Annotated in this window: 23 protein-coding genes; 12 read left to right on the top strand and 11 right to left on the bottom strand. The window is 66.1% G+C overall.

The genetic code is table 11. The annotated features are described in order from the left end of the window. Nucleotides 1-516 precede the first annotated feature (516 nt). The 9 genes from rpmH (at nt 517) to AADZ78_RS27125 (ending at nt 7,157) form a co-directional block, all read left to right on the top strand. Nucleotides 517-660: a 50S ribosomal protein L34 gene (rpmH, locus tag AADZ78_RS27165; protein WP_079219747.1), complete on the top strand. Its 144-nt coding sequence runs from the start codon at nt 517-519 to the stop codon at nt 658-660. 23 nt (nt 661-683) lie between these two features. After that, on the top strand, nt 684-1,046 hold the full coding sequence (gene rnpA, locus AADZ78_RS27160) for a ribonuclease P protein component (protein ID WP_085252982.1): 363 nt from the start codon (nt 684-686) through the stop codon (nt 1,044-1,046). A gap of 8 nt (nt 1,047-1,054) precedes the next feature. Further along, the gene (gene yidD, locus AADZ78_RS27155; RefSeq protein WP_204081597.1) at nt 1,055-1,423 is read left to right on the top strand and encodes a membrane protein insertion efficiency factor YidD; all 369 of its coding nucleotides are present in this window, start codon (nt 1,055-1,057) and stop codon (nt 1,421-1,423) included. Between the two features lie 43 nt (nt 1,424-1,466). Then, nucleotides 1,467-2,525 (top strand): membrane protein insertase YidC, encoded by a 1,059-nt coding sequence (gene yidC, locus AADZ78_RS27150; protein ID WP_239655301.1) that lies wholly within the window; start codon nt 1,467-1,469, stop codon nt 2,523-2,525. A gap of 51 nt (nt 2,526-2,576) precedes the next feature. Continuing rightward, a complete protein-coding gene (locus AADZ78_RS27145) occupies nt 2,577-3,149 on the top strand; it encodes a protein jag (protein ID WP_085252979.1) in 573 nt (190 codons plus the stop codon). Between the two features lie 92 nt (nt 3,150-3,241). Next, nucleotides 3,242-3,940, top strand: coding sequence for a 16S rRNA (guanine(527)-N(7))-methyltransferase RsmG (rsmG, locus tag AADZ78_RS27140; RefSeq protein ID WP_085252978.1), 699 nt, complete (start codon nt 3,242-3,244; stop codon nt 3,938-3,940). Nucleotides 3,941-3,990: 50 nt separating this feature from the next. Then, nucleotides 3,991-5,046 (top strand): ParA family protein, encoded by a 1,056-nt coding sequence (locus tag AADZ78_RS27135; protein ID WP_372510606.1) that lies wholly within the window; start codon nt 3,991-3,993, stop codon nt 5,044-5,046. 2 nt (nt 5,047-5,048) lie between these two features. Then, the gene (locus AADZ78_RS27130) at nt 5,049-6,053 is read left to right on the top strand and encodes a ParB/RepB/Spo0J family partition protein (protein ID WP_085252975.1); all 1,005 of its coding nucleotides are present in this window, start codon (nt 5,049-5,051) and stop codon (nt 6,051-6,053) included. 327 nt (nt 6,054-6,380) lie between these two features. After that, nucleotides 6,381-7,157: an acetyltransferase gene (locus tag AADZ78_RS27125; RefSeq protein WP_085252974.1), complete on the top strand. Its 777-nt coding sequence runs from the start codon at nt 6,381-6,383 to the stop codon at nt 7,155-7,157. On the opposite strand, the gene cwlM is transcribed toward AADZ78_RS27125, so the two are convergent. The 5 genes from cwlM to AADZ78_RS27100 all read right to left on the bottom strand — a co-directional run bounded on the left by cwlM (nt 7,154) and on the right by AADZ78_RS27100 (nt 11,648). Further along, nucleotides 7,154-8,374 (bottom strand): N-acetylmuramoyl-L-alanine amidase CwlM, encoded by a 1,221-nt coding sequence (gene cwlM / locus AADZ78_RS27120; protein ID WP_085252973.1) that lies wholly within the window; start codon nt 8,372-8,374, stop codon nt 7,154-7,156. The genes AADZ78_RS27125 and cwlM overlap by 4 nt on opposite strands. Before the next feature lie 109 nt (nt 8,375-8,483). After that, a complete protein-coding gene (trxA, locus tag AADZ78_RS27115; RefSeq protein ID WP_085252972.1) occupies nt 8,484-8,837 on the bottom strand; it encodes a thioredoxin in 354 nt (117 codons plus the stop codon). Then, nucleotides 8,834-9,829 carry a thioredoxin-disulfide reductase gene (gene trxB / locus AADZ78_RS27110; RefSeq protein WP_085252971.1) on the bottom strand — a complete coding sequence of 332 codons (996 nt, stop codon included), beginning with the start codon at nt 9,827-9,829 and terminating at the stop codon, nt 8,834-8,836. The genes trxA and trxB overlap by 4 nt, the downstream gene beginning before the upstream one ends. A 101-nt stretch (nt 9,830-9,930) precedes the next feature. Next, on the bottom strand, nt 9,931-10,665 hold the full coding sequence (locus AADZ78_RS27105) for a hypothetical protein (RefSeq protein ID WP_085252970.1): 735 nt from the start codon (nt 10,663-10,665) through the stop codon (nt 9,931-9,933). Between the two features lie 197 nt (nt 10,666-10,862). Beyond that, the gene (locus AADZ78_RS27100; RefSeq protein WP_169726410.1) at nt 10,863-11,648 is read right to left on the bottom strand and encodes a DNA-processing protein DprA; all 786 of its coding nucleotides are present in this window, start codon (nt 11,646-11,648) and stop codon (nt 10,863-10,865) included. A 160-nt stretch (nt 11,649-11,808) separates the two neighbouring features. On the opposite strand from AADZ78_RS27100, the gene AADZ78_RS27095 reads away from it, so the two are divergent. Continuing rightward, nucleotides 11,809-12,699 (top strand): ComF family protein, encoded by an 891-nt coding sequence (locus AADZ78_RS27095; RefSeq protein ID WP_139829034.1) that lies wholly within the window; start codon nt 11,809-11,811, stop codon nt 12,697-12,699. On the opposite strand, the gene AADZ78_RS27090 is transcribed toward AADZ78_RS27095, so the two are convergent. Continuing rightward, on the bottom strand, nt 12,696-13,013 hold the full coding sequence (locus tag AADZ78_RS27090) for a hypothetical protein (RefSeq protein ID WP_085252967.1): 318 nt from the start codon (nt 13,011-13,013) through the stop codon (nt 12,696-12,698). The two genes, AADZ78_RS27095 and AADZ78_RS27090, sit on opposite strands and share 4 nt — an antisense overlap. An 86-nt stretch (nt 13,014-13,099) precedes the next feature. On the opposite strand from AADZ78_RS27090, the gene AADZ78_RS27085 reads away from it, so the two are divergent. Continuing rightward, nucleotides 13,100-13,432, top strand: a complete 333-nt coding sequence (locus AADZ78_RS27085) for a hypothetical protein (RefSeq protein ID WP_085252966.1) — start codon at nt 13,100-13,102, stop codon at nt 13,430-13,432. A gap of 198 nt (nt 13,433-13,630) precedes the next feature. Here AADZ78_RS27085 and sigM read toward each other — a convergent pair whose 3' ends face one another. The 5 genes from sigM to AADZ78_RS27060 form a co-directional block, all read right to left on the bottom strand. Beyond that, nucleotides 13,631-14,194 (bottom strand): RNA polymerase sigma factor SigM, encoded by a 564-nt coding sequence (gene sigM / locus AADZ78_RS27080; RefSeq protein WP_085252965.1) that lies wholly within the window; start codon nt 14,192-14,194, stop codon nt 13,631-13,633. 51 nt (nt 14,195-14,245) lie between these two features. Beyond that, nucleotides 14,246-17,779, bottom strand: a complete 3,534-nt coding sequence (locus AADZ78_RS27075) for a lipid II flippase MurJ (protein ID WP_372510605.1) — start codon at nt 17,777-17,779, stop codon at nt 14,246-14,248. A gap of 104 nt (nt 17,780-17,883) precedes the next feature. Beyond that, entirely contained in the window at nt 17,884-20,277 is a 2,394-nt protein-coding gene (locus AADZ78_RS27070) for a DUF6049 family protein (RefSeq protein ID WP_085252963.1), read from the bottom strand. Continuing rightward, nucleotides 20,274-21,023 carry an NUDIX hydrolase gene (locus tag AADZ78_RS27065; RefSeq protein WP_085252962.1) on the bottom strand — a complete coding sequence of 250 codons (750 nt, stop codon included), beginning with the start codon at nt 21,021-21,023 and terminating at the stop codon, nt 20,274-20,276. The genes AADZ78_RS27070 and AADZ78_RS27065 overlap by 4 nt, the downstream gene beginning before the upstream one ends. Nucleotides 21,024-21,033: 10 nt before the next feature. Then, the gene (locus tag AADZ78_RS27060; protein ID WP_085252961.1) at nt 21,034-21,546 is read right to left on the bottom strand and encodes a MerR family transcriptional regulator; all 513 of its coding nucleotides are present in this window, start codon (nt 21,544-21,546) and stop codon (nt 21,034-21,036) included. A gap of 510 nt (nt 21,547-22,056) precedes the next feature. Here AADZ78_RS27060 and AADZ78_RS27055 point away from each other — a divergent pair. Continuing rightward, nucleotides 22,057-23,499, top strand: coding sequence for a CCA tRNA nucleotidyltransferase (locus AADZ78_RS27055; RefSeq protein WP_085252960.1), 1,443 nt, complete (start codon nt 22,057-22,059; stop codon nt 23,497-23,499). Nucleotides 23,500-23,501 lie beyond the last annotated feature (2 nt).

The raw sequence follows: 23,501 nt of genomic DNA, 5'->3' as shown, positions 1-23,501 counted from the left end.
CGACGCATCTCCCTGGTTCTCGCTCATTCCGGGTCGAGGTACAACCGTTGGTGACGACAACGCAACTGTCCACATGGTTATCCACAGATGTGGAAAGGACGGTCGCAAACGTGCCGCAGCCTACCGGCAACGGCCCGCGATCTTCGGGCTGAAGACAACCCAGGGGCTGTCAGGGCAGCTAGTTGATCCGCCATCCTCGCTTCGTTGTCGACAAGCTGTTCCAAACTTGAAACGGCTTGAAAACTACACCGCCCGAAGCTAACAGTTTTCCGTGCGGCTGCCAACCGTTGTTTTGTATTCCGCTGAGGTTCTTTGTGTTGCAATCGTTGTCAGCCAGGTTTGACCAGGCGAAGGCTCGTCAGTACCCTCAAACAGTCGCCCGAAAGTCGGCGATACGGCTGCGACCCATATGTGCGTGTGGGGACCGCGCCGGCCAGTTGCGAGACTACCTCCGACCGACGAGTTGCCAAGCATAGGCGGCCGGATGGTTGTGCCAGACACAGCGAGGAGAACGCCGTGGCCAAGGGCAAGCGGACCTTCCAGCCGAACAACCGGCGCCGAGCCCGCGTTCACGGTTTTCGGCTTCGGATGCGCACCCGTGCAGGGCGGGCCATCGTGTCGAGCCGGCGCCGTAAGGGCCGCCGCGCTTTAACTGCCTGATCCTTCTAACGGGTTTCTTAGCGGTGCTTTCCGCACGTAACCGCATGAGGCGGTCAACGGAGTTCGATGCGACGGTGCAGTACGGGATCCGTACGGTGCAACCAGACGTCATCCTCCACGTCCGGCGGGCAAGTGAGTGCGAAAAGTGCCAAGGTCCCCGCGTCGGGCTGATTGTCGCCAAGCGTGTGGGTTCGGCGGTGGAGCGCCATCGCGTGGCGCGCCGGCTGCGGCACATTGCCAGGCCAATGTTGAGTGACCTTCATCCTTGCGATCAAGTGGTAATCCGTGCGTTGCCGAGTAGTCGACGGGTGTCGTCGGCGTGGTTGGAGCAGCAGCTGCGGAGCGGGTTGCGACGCGCTTTCGAGCTAGCGGATACCGACCGGTGACCGCGTTGCTGGGGAGGTCGAGCGGAACACGTGGAAGCGAGGTCCGACCTGTCGGCCGGGCCGTGGGGCGTAGGTTGGCGCGGGGGTTGATCTTTCTGATCCAGCTCTACCGGCACATGATCTCGCCGCTGCGCCCGGCGTCCTGCCGCTTTATCCCGACTTGCAGTCAGTACGCCGTCGATGCTCTCACCGAATACGGGGTGTTACGGGGAAGTTGGCTGGCGGCGACCAGACTGGGCAAGTGCGGGCCCTGGCATCCGGGAGGATGGGACCCAATACCGGAGCGGCGCGAGTGCCGGGCCGACTGCCGGGTTGACTTCGACGACGCGAGCTGGGGCGACCCAGCGATGCGAGGGGAGAGCGAGTCTCTTGTTTGATTTCTTCAGCCTCGACTTCATCTACTACCCGGTGTCGTGGATCATGTGGCTTTGGTACAAGCTGTTCGCCTTCGTGCTGGGGCCGTCCAACTTCTTCGCCTGGGCGCTGTCGGTGATGTTCTTGGTGTTCACGTTGCGGGCGCTGTTGTACAAGCCGTTTGTGCGCCAGATCCGCACCACCCGGCAGATGCAGGAACTGCAACCACAGATCAAGGCGCTGCAGAAGAAGTACGGCAAAGACCGTCAGCGGATGGCGTTGGAAATGCAGAAGCTGCAACGCGAGCACGGGTTCAATCCAATCCTGGGTTGTCTGCCGATGCTGGCGCAGATCCCGGTGTTCCTTGGGCTGTATCACGTGTTGCGGTCGTTCAACCGCACGGTGGGTGGCTTCGGCCAGCCGCAGATGTCGGTGGTTGAGAACCGCCTCACCGGCAACTACGTGTTCACCCCGGCCGACGTCGGCCACTTCCTAGACGCCAATCTGTTCGGCGCCCCGATCGGTGCGTCCATGACCCAGCGCGGCGGACTGGACGCGTTCATCGACTTCAGTCGGCCCGCGGTGATCGCCGTCGGCGTGCCGGTGATGATCCTGGCGGGCGTCGCGACCTACTTCAACAGTCGGGCGTCGATTGCCCGGCAGAGCGTGGAGGCCGCGGCCAATCCGCAGACCGCGATGATGAACAAGCTGGCGCTGTATGTGTTCCCACTCGGTGTGGTGGTTGGTGGCCCGTTCCTTCCGCTGGCGATCATCCTTTACTGGTTCTCCAACAACATCTGGACCTTCGGCCAGCAGCACTACGTGTTCGGGATGATCGAAAAAGAGGACGAAGCCAAAAAGCAGGAGGCGCTGGAGCGCCGGGCTGCCAATGCGCCGGCGCCGGGGGCTAAGCCCAAGCGCCCAACGAAGCCCGCAACCAAGCCAATGCCGGCGAGCGGTAATGGATCCGCAACCGAGACCTCAGACACCTCGGCTACCGATAGTGCGCCTGAGGAGAAGGCATCGAAACCGCAACCCGAGAAGCAGAGTCCGGCGGGCCGCAATAGCAGCTTGCCTGGCCGCACACCCCGCCCGGGTGCGCGACCGAAGAAGCGCAAACGTTGACGAGCCGCGAGTAGCGCGAACACCGACCCGTGGATGAGGGGAGAGATAGCCATGACTGACGCCGACACCACCGAGCTCGACAGCGACCTCGAGGGCGACGCTCAGACAATGACCGGCGAGGCCGCGGCGGCGGAAGGCGGTGCTGAGGAGCCGGACGACTTGGAGGAGAGGTTGGTCGCCGAGGGCGAGATCGCCGGCGACTATCTGGAGGAGCTGTTGGACCTGCTGGACTTCGACGGCGACATCGACTTGGACGTCGAGGGCAACCGCGCGGTGGTGAGCATCGACGGCAGCGACGACCTGAACAAGTTGGTGGGCCGCGGGGGCGAAGTGCTCGACGCTTTGCAGGAACTTACCCGGCTGGCGGTGCATCAGAAGACCGGCGTGCGCAGCCGGTTGATGCTCGACATCGCGAGCTGGCGTCGGCGTCGCCGCGAAGAATTGGCCACGCTCGGCGACAAGGTCGCGCGGCGGGTGGCCGAGACGGGTGAACGCGAGGAGCTCGCTCCGATGACGCCGTTCGAGCGCAAGATCGTCCACGACGCGGTCGCCGCGGTGCCCGGTGTACACAGCGAAAGCGAGGGCGCGGAGCCGTCGCGGCGCGTTGTTGTGCTGCGCGACTAAAAGGTGATGCACCCGTGACCAATCCCTAACCAACTCGAGGGGGAGTTACAGGGGTGTAGTTCCCGCGGGGCGGCAGGCAGGATGAGCGGAGGATGTTTCACGTGAAACATGCCGGGCGTTATGAGCGGGCGGAGCCGAACTGCTCCGCTGTGCCGGACGCCGCAGCCGCAGCCTTCGGGCCACGACTCGAACTTGCGCACCGGTACGCCGCGTTGCTGGCGGACGCCGGCGTGGAGCGCGGACTTCTAGGACCCCGCGAAATCAACCGGTTGTGGGATCGGCACCTACTCAACTGCGCCGCGATCGGCGAACTGCTCGATCCAGGCGACCGGGTGGTGGATATCGGCAGCGGCGCCGGATTGCCAGGGCTGCCCTTGGCGATCGCCAGGCCCGACCTACGCGTGGTCCTTGTGGAGCCGTTATTGCGCCGGACCGACTTTCTTCATGAGGCGGTAGCCGATCTCGGGCTGGCGGTCGAGGTGGTGCGCGGACGTGCTGAGGAGTCGTCGGTACGCGACCGGCTGGGCGAAAGCGATGCCGTCGTCTCCCGGGCGGTGGCAGCGTTGGACAAGCTGACGAAGTGGAGCATGCCGTTGCTAAGGCAGGACGGGCGGATGCTTGCGATCAAGGGAGAGCGCGCCTCCGACGAAGTCCGAGAGCACCGGCGTGTGATGGCCGCGTTGGGGGCCGTCGATGTCAGGGTAGTGACATGTGGCGCGAACTATTTGAATCCGCCCGCAACCGTGGTCTGGGCGCGACGCGGAGGGCAGGCGCGACACAAGCCGGCATGAATGGCGAACAGGGGAACGGCATGACATATACACAGGGCTCGGCCTCAACCATGGCCGCCGCAGCGCCCCCGCCGAACGCCGTGGCCGGGGCGCCGGCCGCGAGGGGCGGCCCAGCCCCGGGTGGAGTGGCGCCAGCCCCGGGTGGAGTGGCGCCAGCCCCGGGTGGAGTGGCGCCAGCCCCGGGAACGGCGCACAATCCCACGGTGAATGTTTCACGTGAAACATCGGTCGAATTAGACACCCCGATCGGCGCCGCAGCCGAGCGAGCCATGCGCGTCCTGCACACCACCCATGAGCAACTGCAGCGACCGCGCCAGCGGCGGGTCTTGACCATCGCTAACCAGAAGGGCGGCGTCGGCAAGACCACCACGGCCGTCAACCTGGCCGCCGCGCTTGCCGTGCAAGGACTTAAGACGCTCGTCATCGATCTCGATCCGCAGGGCAACGCGAGCACGGCACTTGGCATCATCGACCGGCAGTCCGGGACACCGTCGTCGTACGAAGTGCTCATCGGTGAGGTCTCGTTGCAGGAGGCGCTGCGACGCAGCCCGCATAGCGAGCGCCTATTCTGCGTGCCGGCCACGATCGATCTGGCGGGGGCCGAGATCGAGCTGGTGAGCATGGTGGCGCGCGAGAATCGGCTGCGCACCGCGTTGGCCGAGCTCGACAACTTCGATTTCGATTACGTCTTCGTCGACTGCCCGCCTTCGTTGGGACTGCTGACGATCAATGCGCTCGTGGCCGCGCCGGAGGTGATGATTCCGATCCAGTGTGAGTACTACGCACTGGAGGGCGTTTCGCAGCTGATGCGCAACATCGAGATGGTGAAGGCTCACCTCAACCCGCAGCTCGAGGTGACGACGGTCATCCTGACGATGTACGACGGCCGGACCAAGCTCGCCGACCAGGTTGCCGAGGAGGTCCGCCGGTACTTCGGAAGCAAGGTGCTGCGCACGGTCATTCCGCGCAGCGTCAAGGTTTCGGAGGCGCCGGGCTACAGCATGACGATCATCGATTACGATCCCGGTTCGCGCGGGGCGATGAGCTACCTGGACGCTAGCCGTGAACTCGCCGAGCGCGATCGACCACCAGCCGGGAAGGGATGACCATGACGCAGCCGTCACGCAGGAAGGGCGGCCTCGGCCGGGGCCTGGCTTCGCTGATCCCTACGGGTCCCGCGGAGGGTGAATCCGCGCCGTCGACCTTCGGTCCGCGGATGGGCGCCGCCACCGCGGATGTGGTGATCGGTGGACCGGCACCGGATGCCGCCGCGATGGGCGCGGTGTATCGGGAGATCGCACCGGCCGATATCGAGGCCAACCCCCGTCAGCCGCGGCAGGTGTTCGACGAGGAAGCGCTGTCGGAGCTGGTGCATTCCATCCGCGAGTTCGGTTTGTTGCAGCCGATCGTGGTGCGGGCAGTGCAGGGCTCTCAGAGCGGCGCGCGTTACCAGATTGTGATGGGGGAGCGACGCTGGCGGGCCGCCCAGGATGCCGGCCTGGCGACCATCCCAGCCATCGTGCGCGAGACGGGCGACGACAACCTGTTGCGCGACGCTCTTCTGGAGAACATCCATCGGGTGCAGCTGAACCCCTTGGAAGAAGCGGCGGCATACCAGCAACTGTTGGACGAGTTCGGGGTCACCCACGATGAACTCGCGGCGCGCATCGGCCGTTCTCGGCCCCTCATCACCAACATGATCAGGTTGCTGAAGCTGCCGATACCCGTCCAGCGACGGGTCGCCGCGGGTGTGCTCTCTGCCGGCCACGCCCGCGCGCTGCTGTCGCTGGAGGCCGGAGCCGAGGCACAGGAGGAATTGGCGAGCCGGATTGTCGCGGAAGGCCTCTCGGTGCGAGCCACCGAGGAGGCGGTCACAGTTGCCAATCACGAAGCCAAGCACCTGGCCGGTCGGGGAGGGCCCACGCCGACGCCGCCGCGACGCAAGCCGATCCAAATGCCCGGTCTTCAAGACGTTGCTGAACGCCTCTCGAACACCTTTGACACCCGAGTGACGGTCAGCCTTGGCAAACGTAAGGGCAAGATCGTGGTGGAGTTCGGCTCCGTCGACGATCTGCAGCGCATCGTCGGGCTGATGGCCCCGGGAAAACCCTGATCACCCCCGAACCGGCATACGCTGTAATTACGTCACTGTGACACTGCGGCGGCTCCGGGTGGGGCGGGGGCTGTCGTCGTGACCGCGTTTCGACGGAGATCTAGTGTGCGTCAAGCGATTTCAAGCAACTACAAGCTCCGGCCGGCCCATCAGGCCGGGCGAAGATGATGGCGCCACCGCGGGCGGCCGGGCGGCGCGGGTGAATCCCATGTGGCCCGGCCAACACTGGCCCGATCACGGCCAACTCTCCTATCCTAGAGGGGCTGCTGGTGCACATCAGCCTGAGGACAAGCCGGGCTCCAGTACCGCACGGAGGCCAGGAGACTAGTGTCAGCTCGTATCACAGCGCTGCGGCTCGAAGCCTTCGAGCAGCTTCCCAAGCACGCACGCCGCTGCGTCTTCTGGGAGGTCGACCCCGCCACCCTCGGAAACGACGACCATCTCGCTGACCCCGAATTCGAAAAAGAAGCCTGGTTGTCGATGGTGATGCTGGAGTGGGGCTCGTGCGGTCAGGTTGCGTGGGCTACTTCGAAGGCGGTGCCGGACGAGCGCGGCCAGACCGAGCCGCCATGTTTGGGGTATGTGCTCTACGCTCCGCCGCGAGCGGTACCTCGGGCCCATCGCTTTCCGACCGCGCCGGTGTCTGCGGATGCGGTGCTGTTGACATCGATGGGTATCGAGCGTGGGCAAGCCGCTGACGATCTGCCGCACAGTCTGATCGCCCGGGTGATCGACGAGTTGGTCCGTCGCGGTGTTCGGGCGTTGGAGGCATTCGGCCGCACGCCGGCGGCCACTGACTTGCAAGACCCAGCGGCGGTGGACGCCGACGTCCGGCCAGTGCTGGAGGCGCTCGGTGATTGTTCGGTCGAGCACTGCATCATCGACGCGGACTTCTTGTTGGACGTGGGTTTCGTCGTGGTGGCACCACACCCGTTCTTTCCGCGGCTGCGACTTGAACTCGACAAGGGATTGGGGTGGAAAGCTGAAGTGGAAGCCGCCCTAGAACGCCTGTTGGAGAACGCTCAGCTGCAACAGCCGGTGGGAGCGGCCTCAACCGCCGGAAACAGCTTGCAAACCACCGAATTTGGCGCCTCAAACGGCTAGGAACCGCTCATTCTGCTGGCCCGCTCGACCGACAATTCGTGGGCCAGCAATTCGGCGAAAGTGAACGTGCCAGTGGGCCGGTCGTTCTTGCCCAACAGATACAGCCGCTTGACCGCGGCGAGAATGCCTTCGGCGATAGCGTCACGGGTCTGCGTTGAAACAAGCATCGCGCGATCGCGCGGATTGGTGACGTAACCGACATCGACCTGAACGGTCGGCATCCTGGTTAGTCGTAGTAGATCCCATGTCCGGCCGTGTACCCGACAATCCCGTAAGCCGGTGCGCGCCACCACTTCTCGTTGAATGAAATCAGCCAAATTGCGGCCGATGGTGGAGACCGAACCGTGCGAGTTGCCGAAGTGGAAGGAGGCAACGCCGTTCGCCGAAGCGCTGGACTGAGTTTCGCAGCGCAGGCTGATCATCAGGTCTGCGCCAACGGCATTGGCGGTCGCGGCGCGCTCGGCATCCGACGGGCTGCGGTTGGTCGGCCGGGACAGGAACGTCTCCATGCCGATGGCGGTCATCCGACCTTCGAGCCGACTTGCCAAGTCCCACAGGATGTCTGCCTCACTGATAGGCCCGGCTGGGCCCTGCGTGATCAAACCGTGGTCGGCACCGCCGCGGCCCGGGTCGATGATGATCCGCTTGCCCGACAATTTCGGACCGGACCGACGGACCAGCTCTTCTTCGCGAATCGCATGCGGAGAGCCGCCGCTGACCCGCGAACTCAGAAAATACAAGGAGCGCAACGTTTCCGGGCCGCAGATGCCGTCGGCGGCGAGCCCATACTCGCGCTGGTACGACATCAACGCATTGTGCGTTTGCAAGCCGAAATGTCCGTCGACCAGGCCGGTATAGAAACCGAGGTCCTGCAGGCGGGCCTGGAGTGTGGCGACGTCGTCGCCGTACAGTGGCGCCCCGAACTGGTGATACAGCGTGCGGGCGCCGAGCCGATAGGAGGCTTCCTTCAACGCGCGGTAAGTGGCTTCTCCGACAATGCCATCCACAAGTAGTCCGCGATGCTGTTGAAAGGCGCGCACCGCCTGGTCGAGATCCTCGTCGAACAACTCGAGTGCGACGTGCCGACCCGTGGTCAGGTCCTCGTCGGGATTGTCCAGCATCCCCAGCGCGGACAGCGCGGCCCGGATCTCGGTGACAGCGGCGCTGCGGTCGCCACAGCGCAGTGCGTCGCCTTCTTCGCGGCGCGGACTTGGCATACCAAGGGCCCTCCGGGACTCACTGACTTCGCCGATAAATACTTGACAGCTAACCGGTATTGTCGCAGATCCTTGGCGATATCGGGAAAACGCCAGGCTAGCCGCGAGCCTACGTGAGGTTGGGAACTTCGTCGGCAAGCTCGCGCAGCAACGCCGCCTTACCCTTGGCGCCGACGATGCGCTTGACCGGCTGGCCGTCCTTGAACAGGATCAGCGTGGGGATCGAGACGACCTGGAAGTCGCGCGCGGTCTCAGGGTTGGCGTCCACGTCCAGTTTGGCGACGGTGAGGTTGTCGCCCCGCTCGACCGCAATTTCTTCGAGCACCGGCGCAACCATCTTGCAGGGCCCACACCATGTTGCCCAAAAGTCAACCAGCACAGGCTTATTGCTGGATAGCACGTCAGTCGCGAAGGAGGCGTCGGATACTTCGATTGTGGCGCCGGACTTCTCGGAATCGGTCATCGCTGTGCTCCAATCAAATCGGTACTGTCAGCGTCTCCAGCTGCTTCATGCTCGGCGAGCCAACGCTCGGCGTCGATGGCCGCCGCGCAGCCACTGCCCGCCGCGGTGACCGCCTGTCGGTAGGTGCGATCGACGAGGTCGCCGGCCGCGAACACGCCTTGCAGCGATGTGCTTGTGGTGCGTCCCTGCACCAGCACATAACCGTCGGCGTCGACGTCGACGGCATCGCGCACCAGTTGAGAACGAGGCTCGTGCCCGATAGCGACGAAAACTCCGGTCACCGGCAAGGTGGTTTCTGTACCGGTGATGGTGTCGCGCAACCGCACTCCGGTCACCGTCGTCTCGCCCTGCACCGCTTCGACGGTGTGGTTGGTGATGAACCGAATCTTGTCGTTGTTGCGGGCGCGATCGAGCATGATTTTTGACGCGCGGAATTCGTCGCGGCGATGCACGAGTGTCACGCTGCGGGCGAACCGGGTCAGGAACGTGGCCTCCTCCATCGCCGAGTCACCGCCACCGATGACGGCGATGTCCTGATCGCGGAAGAAGAACCCGTCACAGGTGGCGCACGAACTCACCCCGCGGCCCAACAACTCCTGCTCCCCGGGCACCTGCAGATAACGGGCCGCCGCACCCATGGCCAGGATGACCGCCCGGGCGCGGTAGGTTTCCCCGTCGGCGGTGACGACCGATTTGATCGGCCCGTCCAGCGACACCGACTCCACGTCTTCCATCCGCAGGTCCGCACCAAACCGCAGCGCCTGCTCACGCATCTGGTCCATCAACTCCGGGCCGGTGATGCCATCACGAAAGCCCGGATAGTTCTCCACGTCGGTCGTGGTCATCAGCGCGCCGCCGAACGCAGTGCCCTCAAACACCAGCGGCGCCAACCGGGCGCGGGCGGTGTAGAGAGCCGCGGTGTATCCGGCCGGGCCGGAGCCGATAACGATTACCTCGTGGACGGTGTCTTGAGCGGCGGAGTCGGCGGTCATGCGGGCCTTTCGGGTGCGAAAACTGGGGTCGATGTGCTACGAACGCTTATTCGGAACACCAGCGTAGGCGGGCGTGTTCCCGCGCTGTGTCGTCTACCACATTACGAGCGGGGGACCGTGGTGCTGGCCAACAACCCGGTATCGGCCGCGCTGCAGTTCAGCGCCACCGCATAGACGGCCAGGTCGTTGGGTGTGTCACCGGGCACCACCAACAGCACTCCGGGACGGGCGTTGATTTCGATGGGCCGCGCGGCCAGCGGCTGGGTGGACGCCGGATAACCCAGACCGCTCAGGCAGGAGGCGCGCCGCGTCGGGTCGTCGAGTGGGCCGTAATCGGGAGTCCGTTCGAGCAGGGCGAGAAGCTCGTCATGCGAGAGCGGGATCGCGGGTGCCGGCGTTGACACCGTGATGTGCTGTGCGGTGGTGGGTGCGCTCGGTGCCGGCGGCGGGGCATCGAGCAGGGCCCTAGTACCGAGACCGATCGCCGCGATCACCGCGCACAACCCGGCGACGCCGGCGATGACCCGCCCGGGGCGAACGGGTGGCCGGGCTGCGTGAGCGGCGCCGGGTGACCCCGCAGCACGCAGCGCCGTGGACACCCTGGCGGCGACTTTCGGGGGAGCATCGGGCGCTGAATCCGGGTCGGCCCCGACCGCGGCGAGGTCGCGGCGCACTTGCTGCAAGGCCCGCAGCGCGGCGGCTGCCTCTGGGTCGGTGCGGACGCGGCTGCGTACCCGGGCAGCGATGTCGTCGTCGAGCCGCCCTGCCTGCAAATCGGCGAGCAGCTCGAGCGTCAGCGGCGGTTCCGCGCTCGCCTCATTCTCGGCGCCATTCATCCGCACCAGTGTCCGTCATACGCGGCCCACTGCCGATGTGCGGCCCGCGCGATTCGGCTTAGCAGCCGCCTTGACTGGCGGCGCCTTGACTGTCGTTCATGCCCGCGGCGCTGAGCCGCACCGCCGCCGGCCGTGACAACCGCAATCAGTACCGACGCCGCTGAAGATGCTTGTGCGCAAGAAGCACCGAAACTTCCCTACATCAATGTCAGTTGCTTTGATCCGCCTGCATCGAGATAGTCCAGCGCTTTCTCAAGGTCGCGTCGACTACGAATCACTTTGGCGCCCTTCTCGATTAGCGCCCGATTGCCGGAGGGTGCACCGAACAGGTGAAGCGCGAGCACTGTCTGGCCGCTGCGCAATGCATGTTGACCAGCGGCCAATGTGCCCCCGGTCTCGCCGGCCTCGACGACGACGAGCGCTGTGCTCAACCCGGAGATAACTGCGTTCCGGGCCATTGCTCCGGACACGAACCATTTCTGGTCGGGCGCGAACTGAGAAATCACGACCGCCCGCTTGCCGTCCCACAGCCTTGCGAACTCGCCTTTGCGAATACGGAAGTGGCTGATCCCCTCCGCCAGCACGATAACGGTATTGCCTCCGCTCGCTAGTGCAGCGGAATGGGCCACCAAATCAACACCCTTGGCGTAGCCAGAAATGACGGCATAGCCCCGATGTGTGACGACCTCCGCGCACGCATGAGCCGCACGCAATCCCTCGCTGCTTGAATGTCGGGAGCCGCACATCCCGATGCCATGCTGATCGAGCAACTCAAGAGGTCCGTTGACGAAGAGTGCCGCGGGAGCCGACCTAGATGACGCAAGGTGTTGCGGGTAGCCGGCGTCGCCCAGCAGGACGGCGCCAATTCCACTGTCCAACAGTTGCTGCGCCTGCTCGTCGATCAGCTTCCGGGTATCGCAATCAAGCGCCTCAAGAATGTCCTCGAAGGCGCGGGGGCCCGAAGTCCGAACCTTCGCGACCATAGTTGCCTGGCCTCCGCCGAATCTTGTCCCGGCTAGCGCATAGTGCAGTCGACTTAGCGGATCGACCCCCATAGCTCCACCTCCTCGGAGCCCGCGGCCACCAGCTCATCTTATCGAACATGCGTTCGAAACGCTAGCACATCGGCGTGTCGAGAGCTGGATGTCTCGGAATTTCCAGCGACGATATAGCACGAACGCCGTCTCGACAGGTTTAGTGGTGATCAGAAAAAAGCTCCAAAGCGGCCCCAGCAATAGGGGTGGCGCATGCGTCACGCAACACAGCTATGTGGCCGAGGCGGCCGATCGCCATCTGCTCTATGTGGATGGCCCAGTCGGTGCGATCAAGCAGGTCATGCTCGTTGACCCGGAATACGTTCGCCAGACCAGCGCGAGCGCGGTCCACCACGCGCTGGAGGGCGTCGGCCCAAATCCCCGATCTGAGACCATTGCTCTGCTCGACCTCTTAGGCAGCGCGCTGACGGTTCCCTGCGGCGATGGCCTTGACTTTGCGATCGCGCTCGACTGGTACAAGAAGGTCGTCGACGGGGTTGATCCTCGGGAGTGGGACAACACTGCACTTGCTGACCTCGTGCACCGCGGCAAGTACTGGTACAAAAAGTCGAAGGACGTCGCTAAATTGCGAGAGGTCGGTCTGGCCGTTGTGGGCGAGATCGTGGAGTTCATCGCTGCACACCCGTTGTTGTGCGACGTCGACGCGATCGCTGCTGTTCCAGGTCACGACTCGCACGTCCTTAGCTTCGGATCACGTGTGGCAGACGCGGTTGCGCGCGAACGCGACGCCGCTCTAGTTCGGTGTACCTGTGTGCGCGAATTCCGCAGTCCTGCAAAGGCGCTCGAGCTCGACCGGCGCGCCGACGCCGTCCGCGGGCTTTTCCGATGCGCACGCGACATGTCTGGTCGGAGCGTCCTGGTCGTTGACGATGTTTATGGCAGCGGAGCAACTGCACAAGAAACGGCGCGTGCTCTTAGGGCTGCTGGTGCCGTCTGCGTTGCAGGTCTTGCCGCTGTTCGAACGATGAAGTCACTCTAGAACGCCCAGTTGTCATCTTCCGGGCGGGGAACCCCTGGAATGCGCACATTCTCCAACAGGCGAGCGACGTTATTAGCTGCCAGGCGAGCGAGCGACAAATCCCCGGTGAGGCCTTCGCCGGCAAGCTGCCGAGTCATCCGGCTCAGTTCGACTACATCGGGGTCTGACCACGCAACGCCGAGCTCGAACAGTCGAACTGACGCGGCCGACAAAGTGTCTTGCCAATCCGCCAGCACGATGTCGTCGGCGAGGAATGATTCCAGGACGTCACGCACCTCGATGATCGGCTCATACAGCATGGCGGGCTCACGCATTACTATTCCTAAGAACAATTTAACAACGTACGCACATTGTAGTTACTAAATACAAAGCAGCCGGAAAGGACGCGCCGGGTACAGACATGACCGACCAGGACGGTGTCCTCTTAGACGCGAACAAGTTCGCATCGCGAAGCACGATGAAGCCTGCCTCCATGAACTGGCCGTATCCCGTGGACCGGCGCCTCGACCAACTCGTTGACCTCGCCAACAGCTCAGGGGCGAACGTCCGCCGAAACGAACTGGCAGCAGCGCTAGTTGCTGCTGCGCCCACTGAGGCCGATCACTTACTCAACATCGTGATTGCGTACCGCAAGGCCTTCGTGCGTGACGTAATTGTCGGCGTCGACGCTGCCGCCCAGGTAGTCGAGATTCCAAGATATCGGCCCGGTCGACGCCGCCACGATGCCAGCTAGCCGGACCCCATCGCCGAACTAACACTAACCGCCGCGCCGATGCGCGCCACATTAGGCATCCTTGCCAGCGACTGCTACGGCCACTCCATCGCGAAAGCACCGCGCTACTCCTTCGCTGATGCATCGCCCAAGTGGGCAACCACCCAAAACCTTACAAACGCATTGGTTCGCCGGCGGCTTGAATGCCGGCCGTTTTGGTTAACTGGATTCGAACGCGCCGGCATTGAGATAACCCAACAGCTGCGCGAGCCGGGCCCGCGCGCGGGCGCATCGGCTCTTGACCGTCCCCTCGGCCACACCCAGCATCAAAGCGGTGTCGGCGATCGAGTAGCCCTGCATGTCGACGGCGACGACGGTGGCTCGTTGCTCGACGGGCAGTCGCATCAGCGCCCGCTGCACCAGAATCGCGGTTTCGACCTGGGCGGTCCGATCAGCGACCGGATACTCGTCGGCGAGCGGGACGGTCGGCTGAGCTTTGGTGCGACGCAACCGGTCCAGGCAGGCGTTGACCAAGATGCGGTGCAGCCAACTGCTGACCGCTGCGTCGTTCCTGAACGTGCTGGCGCTGCGGTGAGCCGCCAGCATGGCCTCCTGCAACGCGTCGTCGGCGTCTTCGGGGCTCCGGCTGGTGAGCCGGGCCAGGCGATGCAGCTGCCGGTGATGCCGTAGAAACAACTGTGCGAATGCGTTGCGGTCGCCGGCAACATGGGCCGCCAGCAGCTCACTGTCGCTGCGTTCCTGTCCAACCCGCCCGAAACCCACGGCGGGACAGTAACCAATCGGCTGTCGTCGGGCACTTCACCCACGGCCCGGTCAGGATGCGGCTTGGATCGTGAGTTCAGAGATGTCCGCGCGGCTCTTGCCGTCGGTGGTGCCCAACGTGGAAATCCACACCAACAGATTCGACGTCGGCGACGACGTCTTCACCGCGATGGTGTTGCGGCCCGGCTTGAGCGCCGTGGCCGAAGTCAGCACGGTGGTATCGCTCAGCTTCGACGGGGTCGGAGACGATGCGGAGCGAATCTCCACCTTCGTCCCGGTGCTGGACACGTTGAGGCTGACCGCCCCGACCACCGTCGGCTTGGGCAGTTGCAACATCAACCCGACCCCGTTCTTGAAGCCCGGGAACGGGACCGCGTCCGTGTAGATGTCGGTATGCCAGGCACTGCCCGGATCGCCGTCGATTGCCTGACCGGCTTCGCCGGGATTATCGGCTTCGCCGTCGGGGGAGAAGACCGTGGCCTTGGTGGGTTTGACGGTGCTGCCGGGCGGCGCGGAAGCCTCGGGCGCCCCCGACGTCGACGAGGTCGGCGCGGTGAGACCGAGCTGGTCCTTGTTGATGCCGTTGCCGAGGTCGAACATCCTGTTCAACACCGATGCCAGCACCAGCAGTGCCACCAAGATGACGGCGGCGGCCGCGGTGACGCCGATGATCAGGTTGCGGCGCCGGTTGCCGAATGGCCCAGCGCCGCGAACGGATGGCTCACGCGGCGCGGCCGGCGGCGGAACCTCGTCGATCGGACCCAGTATCTCGGTGCGGTCGGCCACCGCGGTCGCCTGTTGTAGCAGGTTCAACAGCGTTGAGGCGCTGCGTATCCCGCCGTCCTCCTGGACCGAACGGACGGCGACGGCGGAGATCTGGAAGGGGATGTCACGGTCGACGATGGCGGGTTCGACGGGATTGCCGGCGGCGTCGCGCTGGGCCGGCGCCAATCCGCTGCGGGTGCCCGACTCGGGCAACGGCCAGCGGTTGACCAGGAGCGCATACAGCGAGGCGCCGATCCCGCGGATGTCGTCCTGCGGATTGGCGTCGGGCATCGTGGCCGGGTAGGCCAGCACCACGTCGCCGTCGATGCTGACCCGAACCCGGCTGGGATGGTCGATGGAAAGGGCGACACCCGCACGGTGGGCGGCGTCGGCGGCGGCGGCCAACGACTGCATCGCCCGGATGGCGCCGACGGGTGATGGCGAGGTGTCGGCCACTTCCTGCAGGGAGCCGCCGCGGATCCACTCCGCGACCACCAGCCCGCCGGAACCGGTGTGTACGACGTCGAGAACCCGCGCGATACCGGGTTTGTCGATCCGGCTCAGCCGCAAGGTGCGGCTCAAGATCTCCTGCAAGGCGTCGTCGGGCAGGGTGCCCCTCGGGTCGACGAAGGTCAGCGCCACCTGCCGGTCCAGCGCGGTGTCCAGTGCCTGCCAGAACTGCAGCGGGGGTGTGCCGCCGTGGCTGATCAGCAGCCGGTAGCGGCCGTTGGCGATGCGGGCGCCGGGAACCAGGTGGACTTCGTCGTGCGGCGCCGAAGGTTCCGGACCTCGCTCACGCGGAGCGTCGAATGGAATCGGGCCCCGGGGAGCGGGTACGTGATCGCCGTTGCGTTCAGGCTGGCGGGGTACCGAACCTGGCCCGCGGTCGAGGTCTGCCGGAATGTCGGGCTGGAAGTCGTCAGCAACCGGCCGCTCGGTGCCGGGTCCGGAGTGCGAGGAAGCGCTATCCGATGGGCGGTCGGTCACCTCCGGTCCTTTCGCTATCCCGGCTGGGGTTGCCGGAGGTCTGCGCCGGATCGGCTCCTGGACCGCGTTTGGCCCCGGCAGGGACGAATTTCTCTGCTCAGGGTACGTGACCTGGCTGCGGCGAGACGATCCATCTGGCGCAGTCGGCTTGCTCGGCCCGCGCCGGCCCCCGATCCGCCGCCTGACAGCGGCCAGCGCCGCCCGCGCCTCGGGAACCTGCGCGCGCAGCATCACCGCGGCCACGATCGGCAGCATGATCATCGCCACCACAACCAGCCGCAGCAGCGAACCGATACCGCCGCCGTGGGCGCTCAACTGGTCGAGCCCCAGCAGCCGATCGGCCAGATAGGCAATCAGGCTGGCCAGCAGCGACGCGGCAGTCGCCACCAGGATGGTGCGCACCTCAGCAACACCGACCAACTTCCCGCCGCGCGGTCGCAGCGCGCGACGCAACAACACGTAGCCGCCGATCGCTCCGGCCAGAAATCCGAGACCGTTGGCCAGCCCGAGATAACCCGCCACCAGTTCACGGTCACTGGTGAGATGCGGCGCCAACACCGAACCGACGATCTTGACGGTGGTGATGACGACGATGATCACGATCGGCGTCCACGGTTGCTCCCGGGCGTAAAAGACGCGCAGCTGCAGCAGCACCAGCGCGTAGGGGATCAACGTGAACGCCGACAACGCGATCGCCGCGCCCAGGTAGCCGGCGTCAACGTCACCGAAATTGCCGTAGGCGAACAGCGCGCTGCCGATGGCCCGCCCACCGACGGTCATCAACGCCACCGTCGGGATCAAGGTGATCATGGTGAGACGGGTGGCCAGCGACAGGTCGGCGAGGACGGCGGGGGTGTCGTTGGCGGCAGCGTTGCGGCTCAGCCGCGGCATCACCACCGTCAGCACGGTCACACCGATCATGCCGAACGGCAGCATCAACACCAGCCAGGTGTAGTTGTAGATCGCCGGACCGGAAGCCGCGGCCGTGCTGGCGATTTGGTTTCCGACGACCAGGCCGAGCTGACTGATCAGCACATAGAACACCATCGCGGCCGCCATCGCGCCAAATCGCTTGAGCCGCTGATCGATTCCCCATAAGGGGCGCAGGCTGATGTGCTGGCGGCCGATCGCGATCAGCAGCACCGCGGTCTGGGCGAACACTCCCAAGGTGGTGCCGATCCCCAGCACCAGCAGCTTGGCGTTGCCCATCTCCACGGGGTCGACCGATAGTTCGCCGGGGACCGCCAGATACACCGCCAGGGTCGCGATCGCCACAACGTTGTTGACGACGGGGGCCCACGCCGGCGGCCCGAACACGTTGCGGGTGTTCAGGATCGCCATGAACACCGCGGACAGGCCGTAGGCCAGGACCTGGGGGAGCAACAGGTAGGCGAAAGCGGTGGTTAGCGGTTCGTTGACCTGGGGGTCGCGGCCCAGCATCAATCGCACCAGCAAGGGCGCGGCCAGCACCGAGAGTGCCGTGGCTGCCAGCAGCAAGGTGGTGGCCAACGTCACCAGCCGGCGCACGAACGCGGCGCCGCGATCGGGGTCGTCCTGCTCGGCGCGGGCGAGCACCGGGACAAAGATCGCGGTAAACGTCGCCTCCAGCACCAGGGCCGCGACCAGGTTCGGCAGCTGATTGGCCACCGAGAAGGAACTGGCCAACGCCGCACCCAGGATCGCGGCCAGCAGCACAATCCGGGCAAACCCGGTGAGCCGGCTGATCAGCGTCGCGAACGCCATGCCCCACGACCGCGACACCAGTGCGGCGTCGGACAGTTCGGGCTTGCGTTGAGGTGGCTGTTGTGGTGTCCATCCCGGGCGGGGCGGCAGGCCCGGCGGCGGGACGGGGCCTCGTGGCTGGGAGTACGGGTGTGCCGGCGGCTGTGCGTGTCCGGGACGCTGCGGCGGTGGCTGCACCCGCCGCCGGGCGGGTTTCATACCCTGTGCTCTTCGTCGACTCGCCGCTCTACCGGCCGGCGCTGCTCGGCGTGCCTGGCGTGTGGCGGGTCGGGGCGATCCAGGTCGGCACGGTCGGGCTGGCCCCGGAACCGGTGCCAAAGCCGTCGTCCCGCGAGCGCCACCAACACCGCCGCCGCGGTCAGCGTGATCGCAAACAGCACCTTGCCGTAGGCGTTGGAGTGCACCGACAACCGGACCGGCGCACCTAGTGCCGTGCCGTCCGGCGTCTTCAGCGCCACGTCGATGGCCACCCGCTGGGTGAAGTTCACTTCGACCGGCACCCGCAGCGGCAGGTATCCCGGTGGCAATTCGATCTGGCCGACGTCGGTGACCGTCATCCCGGGCGGCGCATCGACCTGCAGCTTGACCCGAACGGGAACGGCAAGGCCGTTGTGCAGTGCCAACGGCAGCGGACTGTGCTCGGTGGCCAGGGTGTAGGAGCCGCCCGGGTTGACGATCGTGACCGCACCGAAGAAGTCATCGATCGTGGTACCGACGACCGCCAGTCGCTGCTGGGCCAACCCGTTGCGGGTATCGGGCGGAACCGACTGGCTCAAGGCCCGCAGCATGTCCTCGCGCAGCGGAGCGGTGTACTGCACTCCGGTGAGCCCGGTTCGTTCATCGGTGGTCAACGCCGAGGTCAGTTTCCACAGCCGACCGACCTGGCCGCTGATCTGGGCGGTGATGTCGTCGTTGAACCGACCCCGCACGGCGTCGTAGGAGCCGGGCGCCGCGGGCGGTTCGGTGTGGGTCGCCGCGTCAGCGAGCACCGCTGGTAGCGGCCTCGGCACCGCCATGCCGGACCGGATGGTGGTAGCCAACGCAGTCAGAATCACCTGTGCGTCGTCGCTCTGCAGATTCCACGACGCCGGCGGAACCAGGACCTGGGTGCGCGGAGCCGCCTCCGGCGCCAAGCCGCGCCACAGCATGGCTCCTATAGCGTCCTGACGACGAGCGGTGGCCGAGTCATGGGTGATCCGAACCGACAGCGAGGAGTCGAGATAGGTGGGGACGATCGGGTTGGTTCCCGCCGCGGCCAGGGCCGCGCCGACGGCGGGGTCGAACGGCACGCCGACCAGCTGCGGCGATAACCGCCGAGGCGAGGTATCGGCACTGCCGGGGCGGCCATTAACGGAATCCTGGGCAGAGACATTCGCGGCCGCGATCGCGACCATGCTGCCGGCTGTGCTGATCAGGTTGACCGCGCGGCCGGTCAAGGGACCGTCGGGCACCAGGGTTGCGCCGCGTGTGGAGGTGACGTCCAGGATGCGGTCGACGATGTCGCCGGTGCTGATGGTGGCGATGGAGCTCAGTCGGGGATCGTTGACACGCTGCAAGGCATCCAGATCGGCTTGCGCGTAGGGCAGCGGAGCCACGCAGGTCCGGTGGGCGAGCGCGCGCAACCGATTGAGCCAGCTGATCGCCGCGGCCTGGCCGGTGCCCGGGCGGGTGGGGGTACCCGGAAGTTGAGCGGGGCCGTCGGGGGAGTTGGACACCACGTAGCCGGCGGTCATCGCGTTGACCGTGACGAGCAGATCCGGATCGACGGCCAGGCACAGCGCCCGCCCGACGGCGCCGTCCGGGTCGACATCGCGGCTCGTGGCGAGTTCGGCCGCGGCGAGAAGGATGTCCAGGCGGCCGCCATTGGCCAGCGAGGTGGCCAAGTCGTCATCGACCAAGCGCACCGGGATCGTGCCACCGGGCACGCCGGGGGCCAACCGGGGCCGGTCGGCCAGCGGCCACAGCATGGTGACCCACACTGGCTTCGTCGTCTCGGGCGCCACCGCGGAGTCGAAGTCGCCGGCTCGGTCGGGTGGCACCCCGACCACCGGCAGCAGGAACCGCGCGTTGTCGAGTCGGGCCGGCGCTCCGTAGTCCGGTGTCCCGTTGACGTTGACCAGGACCGGGAAGATACCCGGCTGGTCGATGGCTAACGACGGCTTGGTCAGAGAGCGCAGCGGGGCCGACAGGGTAAAGCCGGCCCCCTGCCCGCGCTGCAATTCGGGGGCCACCGTGAGGAAGTCTGCGGCCGGCTGGTACTGGTCGGTGCTGCCGTCGAGCGAGGTCCGCAAGCCGGCTGACGATGTGATGGCCGGCGCGTGCTCCAGCCGAACCATCACGTCCTTGACGGGCCGGTCACCGATATTGGTCACCATGCCGCTGACGGTGACGACGGGTTCACTGGTGGTGGTGACCAGGTCCGGGGTCACCTGGTCGATTCGGACCTGGACAAAAGGCGTCGGGCTGGGCTCGCCCGCCGTCGCGCGCGGTGCGGCGGGTCCGGTAAGCACCGCCGAAAAGCCAGCTAGGACGCCGATCACCGCGGCCAATCGCAGCAACCTGGCCCACCGAAGTCGCGACCCGGTCACGACCCTGGCCCGTGACCGTTCTTCCGGCCCGCGGCGGGTCCGTCGGCGTGACGGGTCCGCGAATGCGTTTGCGGCCGCCGCCGGGGCGAGCTGGGTGGTAGCGGCGGAAGCGCGGCCGGGCCGTCGCTCTGCAGCTTGTCGATCAGTTCGTCGGCCACTTCCGCCAAGCGACGTTCATCGGCGTAAGCCAGCCGGGACGGTAGTTCCCGAATCGGGACCCACGCCACTTCGGCGACCTCGAGGTCTTCATCGGACAGTTCGCCGCCCAAGAACCGCATCAAGTAGTGGTGCACGGTCTTGTGCACCCGCCGGCCATCGGTGACGAACCAGTAGTCGATGCGTCCCAGCGCGGCAAGGACGCTCCCGCGAATTCCGGTCTCCTCCGCAACCTCGCGAATGGCGGTCTGCTCAGCGGTCTCGCCAAGCTCGATGTGGCCCTTGGGCAGCGACCACAACATCCGTCCGCGTCGGTCGACGCGCCCAATCAGCGCTGCGACCTGCGCGTCGCGCGGCCCGTCGATGCCGTCGATGACCAGCCCGCCAGCCGAAGTCTCGTGCACGGTGCGCATCCGGTCCGGACCGCGGCCCGGCCGGCGCGGTTTCGCCTTTGCTGGAGTCGGAGCTGGGGTCGGGGCGGCGTCGCCCACGGGGTGACCGTCCGTATGATTCTGGGCTGAACCCGCACGGCCACGACCGCGGCGCCGGCTCCGGCGTCGACGTGGTTTAGCTTGTTCGCCGTCGGACACTCAAGCGATATTAGCTGGCACGGGCGGGTCTTCCTGACTTACTCGCCGGTCGCGGGATGCGCGACGGGTGCGGAGTACCCAATTCTGGTGCTTGTCGATGGGCCTCCGGGTTCACGCCAAGGCGGCGGTGTCCTCGATGATCCCACAGATGGTGCTGGGCTGCTCGTCGCACGGCGCGATCTCTGGTTTGGACCGGCGTTTCGCGGAGCGCGTGCAGCTCGGCCACGGTGTTGTCGAGCTCGGCGATGCGGGCGTCGAGCAGGTCGCGGACGGTGGCGCACGGCGCGATGCCATCGTTACGGGTGGCGAGGATCTTGCGAATGTCGTCGAGGTGCAGGCCTAGGGCACGCGCACGGCGGACGAAGGTCAGCAGGTCGACGTCGCGTTTGTCGTAACGCCGGTAGCCGTTGACCGTCCGCGTGGCCGCGGGCAGTAGGCCCTTGGCCTCGTACACCCGTACCGCCTTGCAAGTGACGCCCGCGGCCCGGGCAGCCGCTCCGATGGTCAAACCCGGATGCGTCATTGCTGACACCTCCTCGCACCCATTGTTGACCTTGCCCCCGGGTGCAGGTTCTAGCGTCGCCGGTATACCGAGCACGACACAACGGAGAGAGGGGTCCGCGATGGCGCTACCGGAAGGTGATGTCTTCAGCTGCGCGAACGCAAACTGTGGATGCGAGGTGACGGTGACCAAGGGCGCATCCTCGACGTGCGACTGCGCCTGCGACAACGCCCCGACTTGCTGCTGCGGGGTAGCCCTGGTCAAAAAGATCGGGTGAGCCGGGTTGAGTGTGCGTCTAGGGCTTCCAGCGTGATTCGAGGGCGACGGATCGGCGAAACGCCCGCCCTGGACGCCCACTCAAAGCCGTGAACGCACACTCGATTCAGAGGCCGCATCGTCGTCCGACGGGGCCTGGTGTCCGCCTCCTCCTCGGGCCGTCCCGGCCCGCATCGTCGTCGGACGGGGCTTGATTGTCGGGCTCCTCAGCGGGCCGTCCCGGCCCGCATCGTCGCCCGACTAGGCTGATCGAACGTGGCTGAACCCGCCCAAGACGCCGACCTGCTGACCGCCGCCGCGGTCACCCTGCATCAGCACGTCGCTTTGCTGCGCGAACTGGGGTCAGCGTTCGCCGCTGCGGGGCACGAGGTGTACCTGGTCGGCGGTTCGGTCCGCGATGCGGTGCTGGGTCGGTTGAGTCCCGACCTGGATTTCACCACCGACGCCCGTCCCGAACAGGTACAGAAAATCGTGAGGCCGTTCGCCGATGCGGTGTGGGACACCGGCATCGAGTTCGGCACGGTCGGCGTGGACAAGGGTGGACAACGACTGGAGTTCACCACGTTCCGCGCTGATACCTACGACCAGGTATCGCGCCATCCAGAGGTGCGTTTCGGCGACACCCTCGACGGGGACCTAGTCCGCCGCGACTTCACCGTCAACGCGATGGCCGTGCGGATCACGCCGACCGGCCCCGGCGAATTCCTTGATCCGCTAAGGGGTTTGGCCGCGCTGCGGGCCAGGGTGCTGGACACCCCCGCGGCGCCGTCGGTGTCTTTCGGCGACGACCCGTTGCGGATGCTGCGCGCGGCGCGGTTCGTCTCGCAACTCAGGTTCACCGCGGCACCTCGGGTGCGGGCGGCGATCGAGGAGATGGCCCCACAGCTGGCCCGCATCAGCGCCGAACGGGTGGCGGCCGAACTGGACAAGACGCTGCTGGGCGATGACCCGGTCGCCGGCATCGACCTGCTGGTCGAGACCGGAATGGGTGCGGTGGTGGTGCCCGAGATCGGCGGCATGCGGATGGCCATCGACGAACACCACCAGCACAAGGACGTCTACCAGCATTCGCTGACGGTGCTGCGCCAAGCCATCGCGCTGGAGGACGACGGTCCGGATCTGGTGCTGCGCTGGGCGGCACTGCTGCACGACATCGGCAAGCCCGCCACCCGGCGCCACGAACCCGACGGCGGCGTGAGCTTTCACCATCACGAGGTCGTCGGCGCCAAGATGGTGCGCAAGCGGTTGCGCGCGCTGAAGTACTCCAAACAGCTGGTCGACGACATTTCGCAGCTGGTGTATCTGCATCTGCGGTTCCACGGCTACGGCGAAGGAAAGTGGACCGATTCCGCGGTGCGCCGCTACGTCACCGACGCCGGTCATCTGCTGCCGCGGCTGCACAAGCTGGTGCGTGCGGACTGCACGACCCGCAACCAGCGCCGCGCCGCCCGGCTGCGGGCCAACTATGACCGGCTCGAGGAGCGCATCGCCGAACTGGCCGCCCAGGAGGATCTGGACCGGGTGCGCCCCGATCTGGACGGCAACCAAATCATGGAGCTGCTCGGGATCCCGGCGGGCCCGCAGGTCGGTGAGGCGTGGCGCTACCTCAAAGAGCTGCGGTTGGACCGCGGGCCGCTGACCACCGAAGAGGCGACGGCCGAGCTGCTGGAGTGGTGGCGGGCCAGAGGGAACCCGTAACC

The organism is Mycobacterium riyadhense, assembly GCF_963853645.1.
Lineage (GTDB): Bacteria > Actinomycetota > Actinomycetes > Mycobacteriales > Mycobacteriaceae > Mycobacterium > Mycobacterium riyadhense.
This window is presented reverse-complemented; position numbering and strand designations above follow the sequence as displayed.

Bases quoted from the DNA above. Each gene is read 5' to 3' on its own strand.
- yidC (WP_239655301.1), top strand. From the start codon at position 1,467: ATGTGGCTTTGGTACAAGCTGTTCGCCTTCGTGCTGGGGCCGTCCAAC.
- AADZ78_RS27145 (WP_085252979.1), top strand. From the start codon at position 2,577: ATGACTGACGCCGACACCACCGAGCTCGACAGCGACCTCGAGGGCGAC.
- rsmG (WP_085252978.1), top strand. From the start codon at position 3,242: ATGTTTCACGTGAAACATGCCGGGCGTTATGAGCGGGCGGAGCCGAAC.
- AADZ78_RS27135 (WP_372510606.1), top strand. From the start codon at position 3,991: ATGGCCGCCGCAGCGCCCCCGCCGAACGCCGTGGCCGGGGCGCCGGCC.
- AADZ78_RS27130 (WP_085252975.1), top strand. From the start codon at position 5,049: ATGACGCAGCCGTCACGCAGGAAGGGCGGCCTCGGCCGGGGCCTGGCT.
- cwlM (WP_085252973.1), bottom strand. From the start codon at position 8,374: ATGCCAAGTCCGCGCCGCGAAGAAGGCGACGCACTGCGCTGTGGCGAC.
- trxA (WP_085252972.1), bottom strand. From the start codon at position 8,837: ATGACCGATTCCGAGAAGTCCGGCGCCACAATCGAAGTATCCGACGCC.
- trxB (WP_085252971.1), bottom strand. From the start codon at position 9,829: ATGACCGCCGACTCCGCCGCTCAAGACACCGTCCACGAGGTAATCGTT.
- AADZ78_RS27105 (WP_085252970.1), bottom strand. From the start codon at position 10,665: ATGAATGGCGCCGAGAATGAGGCGAGCGCGGAACCGCCGCTGACGCTC.
- AADZ78_RS27100 (WP_169726410.1), bottom strand. From the start codon at position 11,648: ATGGTCGCGAAGGTTCGGACTTCGGGCCCCCGCGCCTTCGAGGACATT.
- AADZ78_RS27095 (WP_139829034.1), top strand. From the start codon at position 11,809: ATGTCTCGGAATTTCCAGCGACGATATAGCACGAACGCCGTCTCGACA.
- AADZ78_RS27090 (WP_085252967.1), bottom strand. From the start codon at position 13,013: ATGCGTGAGCCCGCCATGCTGTATGAGCCGATCATCGAGGTGCGTGAC.
- AADZ78_RS27085 (WP_085252966.1), top strand. From the start codon at position 13,100: ATGACCGACCAGGACGGTGTCCTCTTAGACGCGAACAAGTTCGCATCG.
- AADZ78_RS27060 (WP_085252961.1), bottom strand. From the start codon at position 21,546: ATGACGCATCCGGGTTTGACCATCGGAGCGGCTGCCCGGGCCGCGGGC.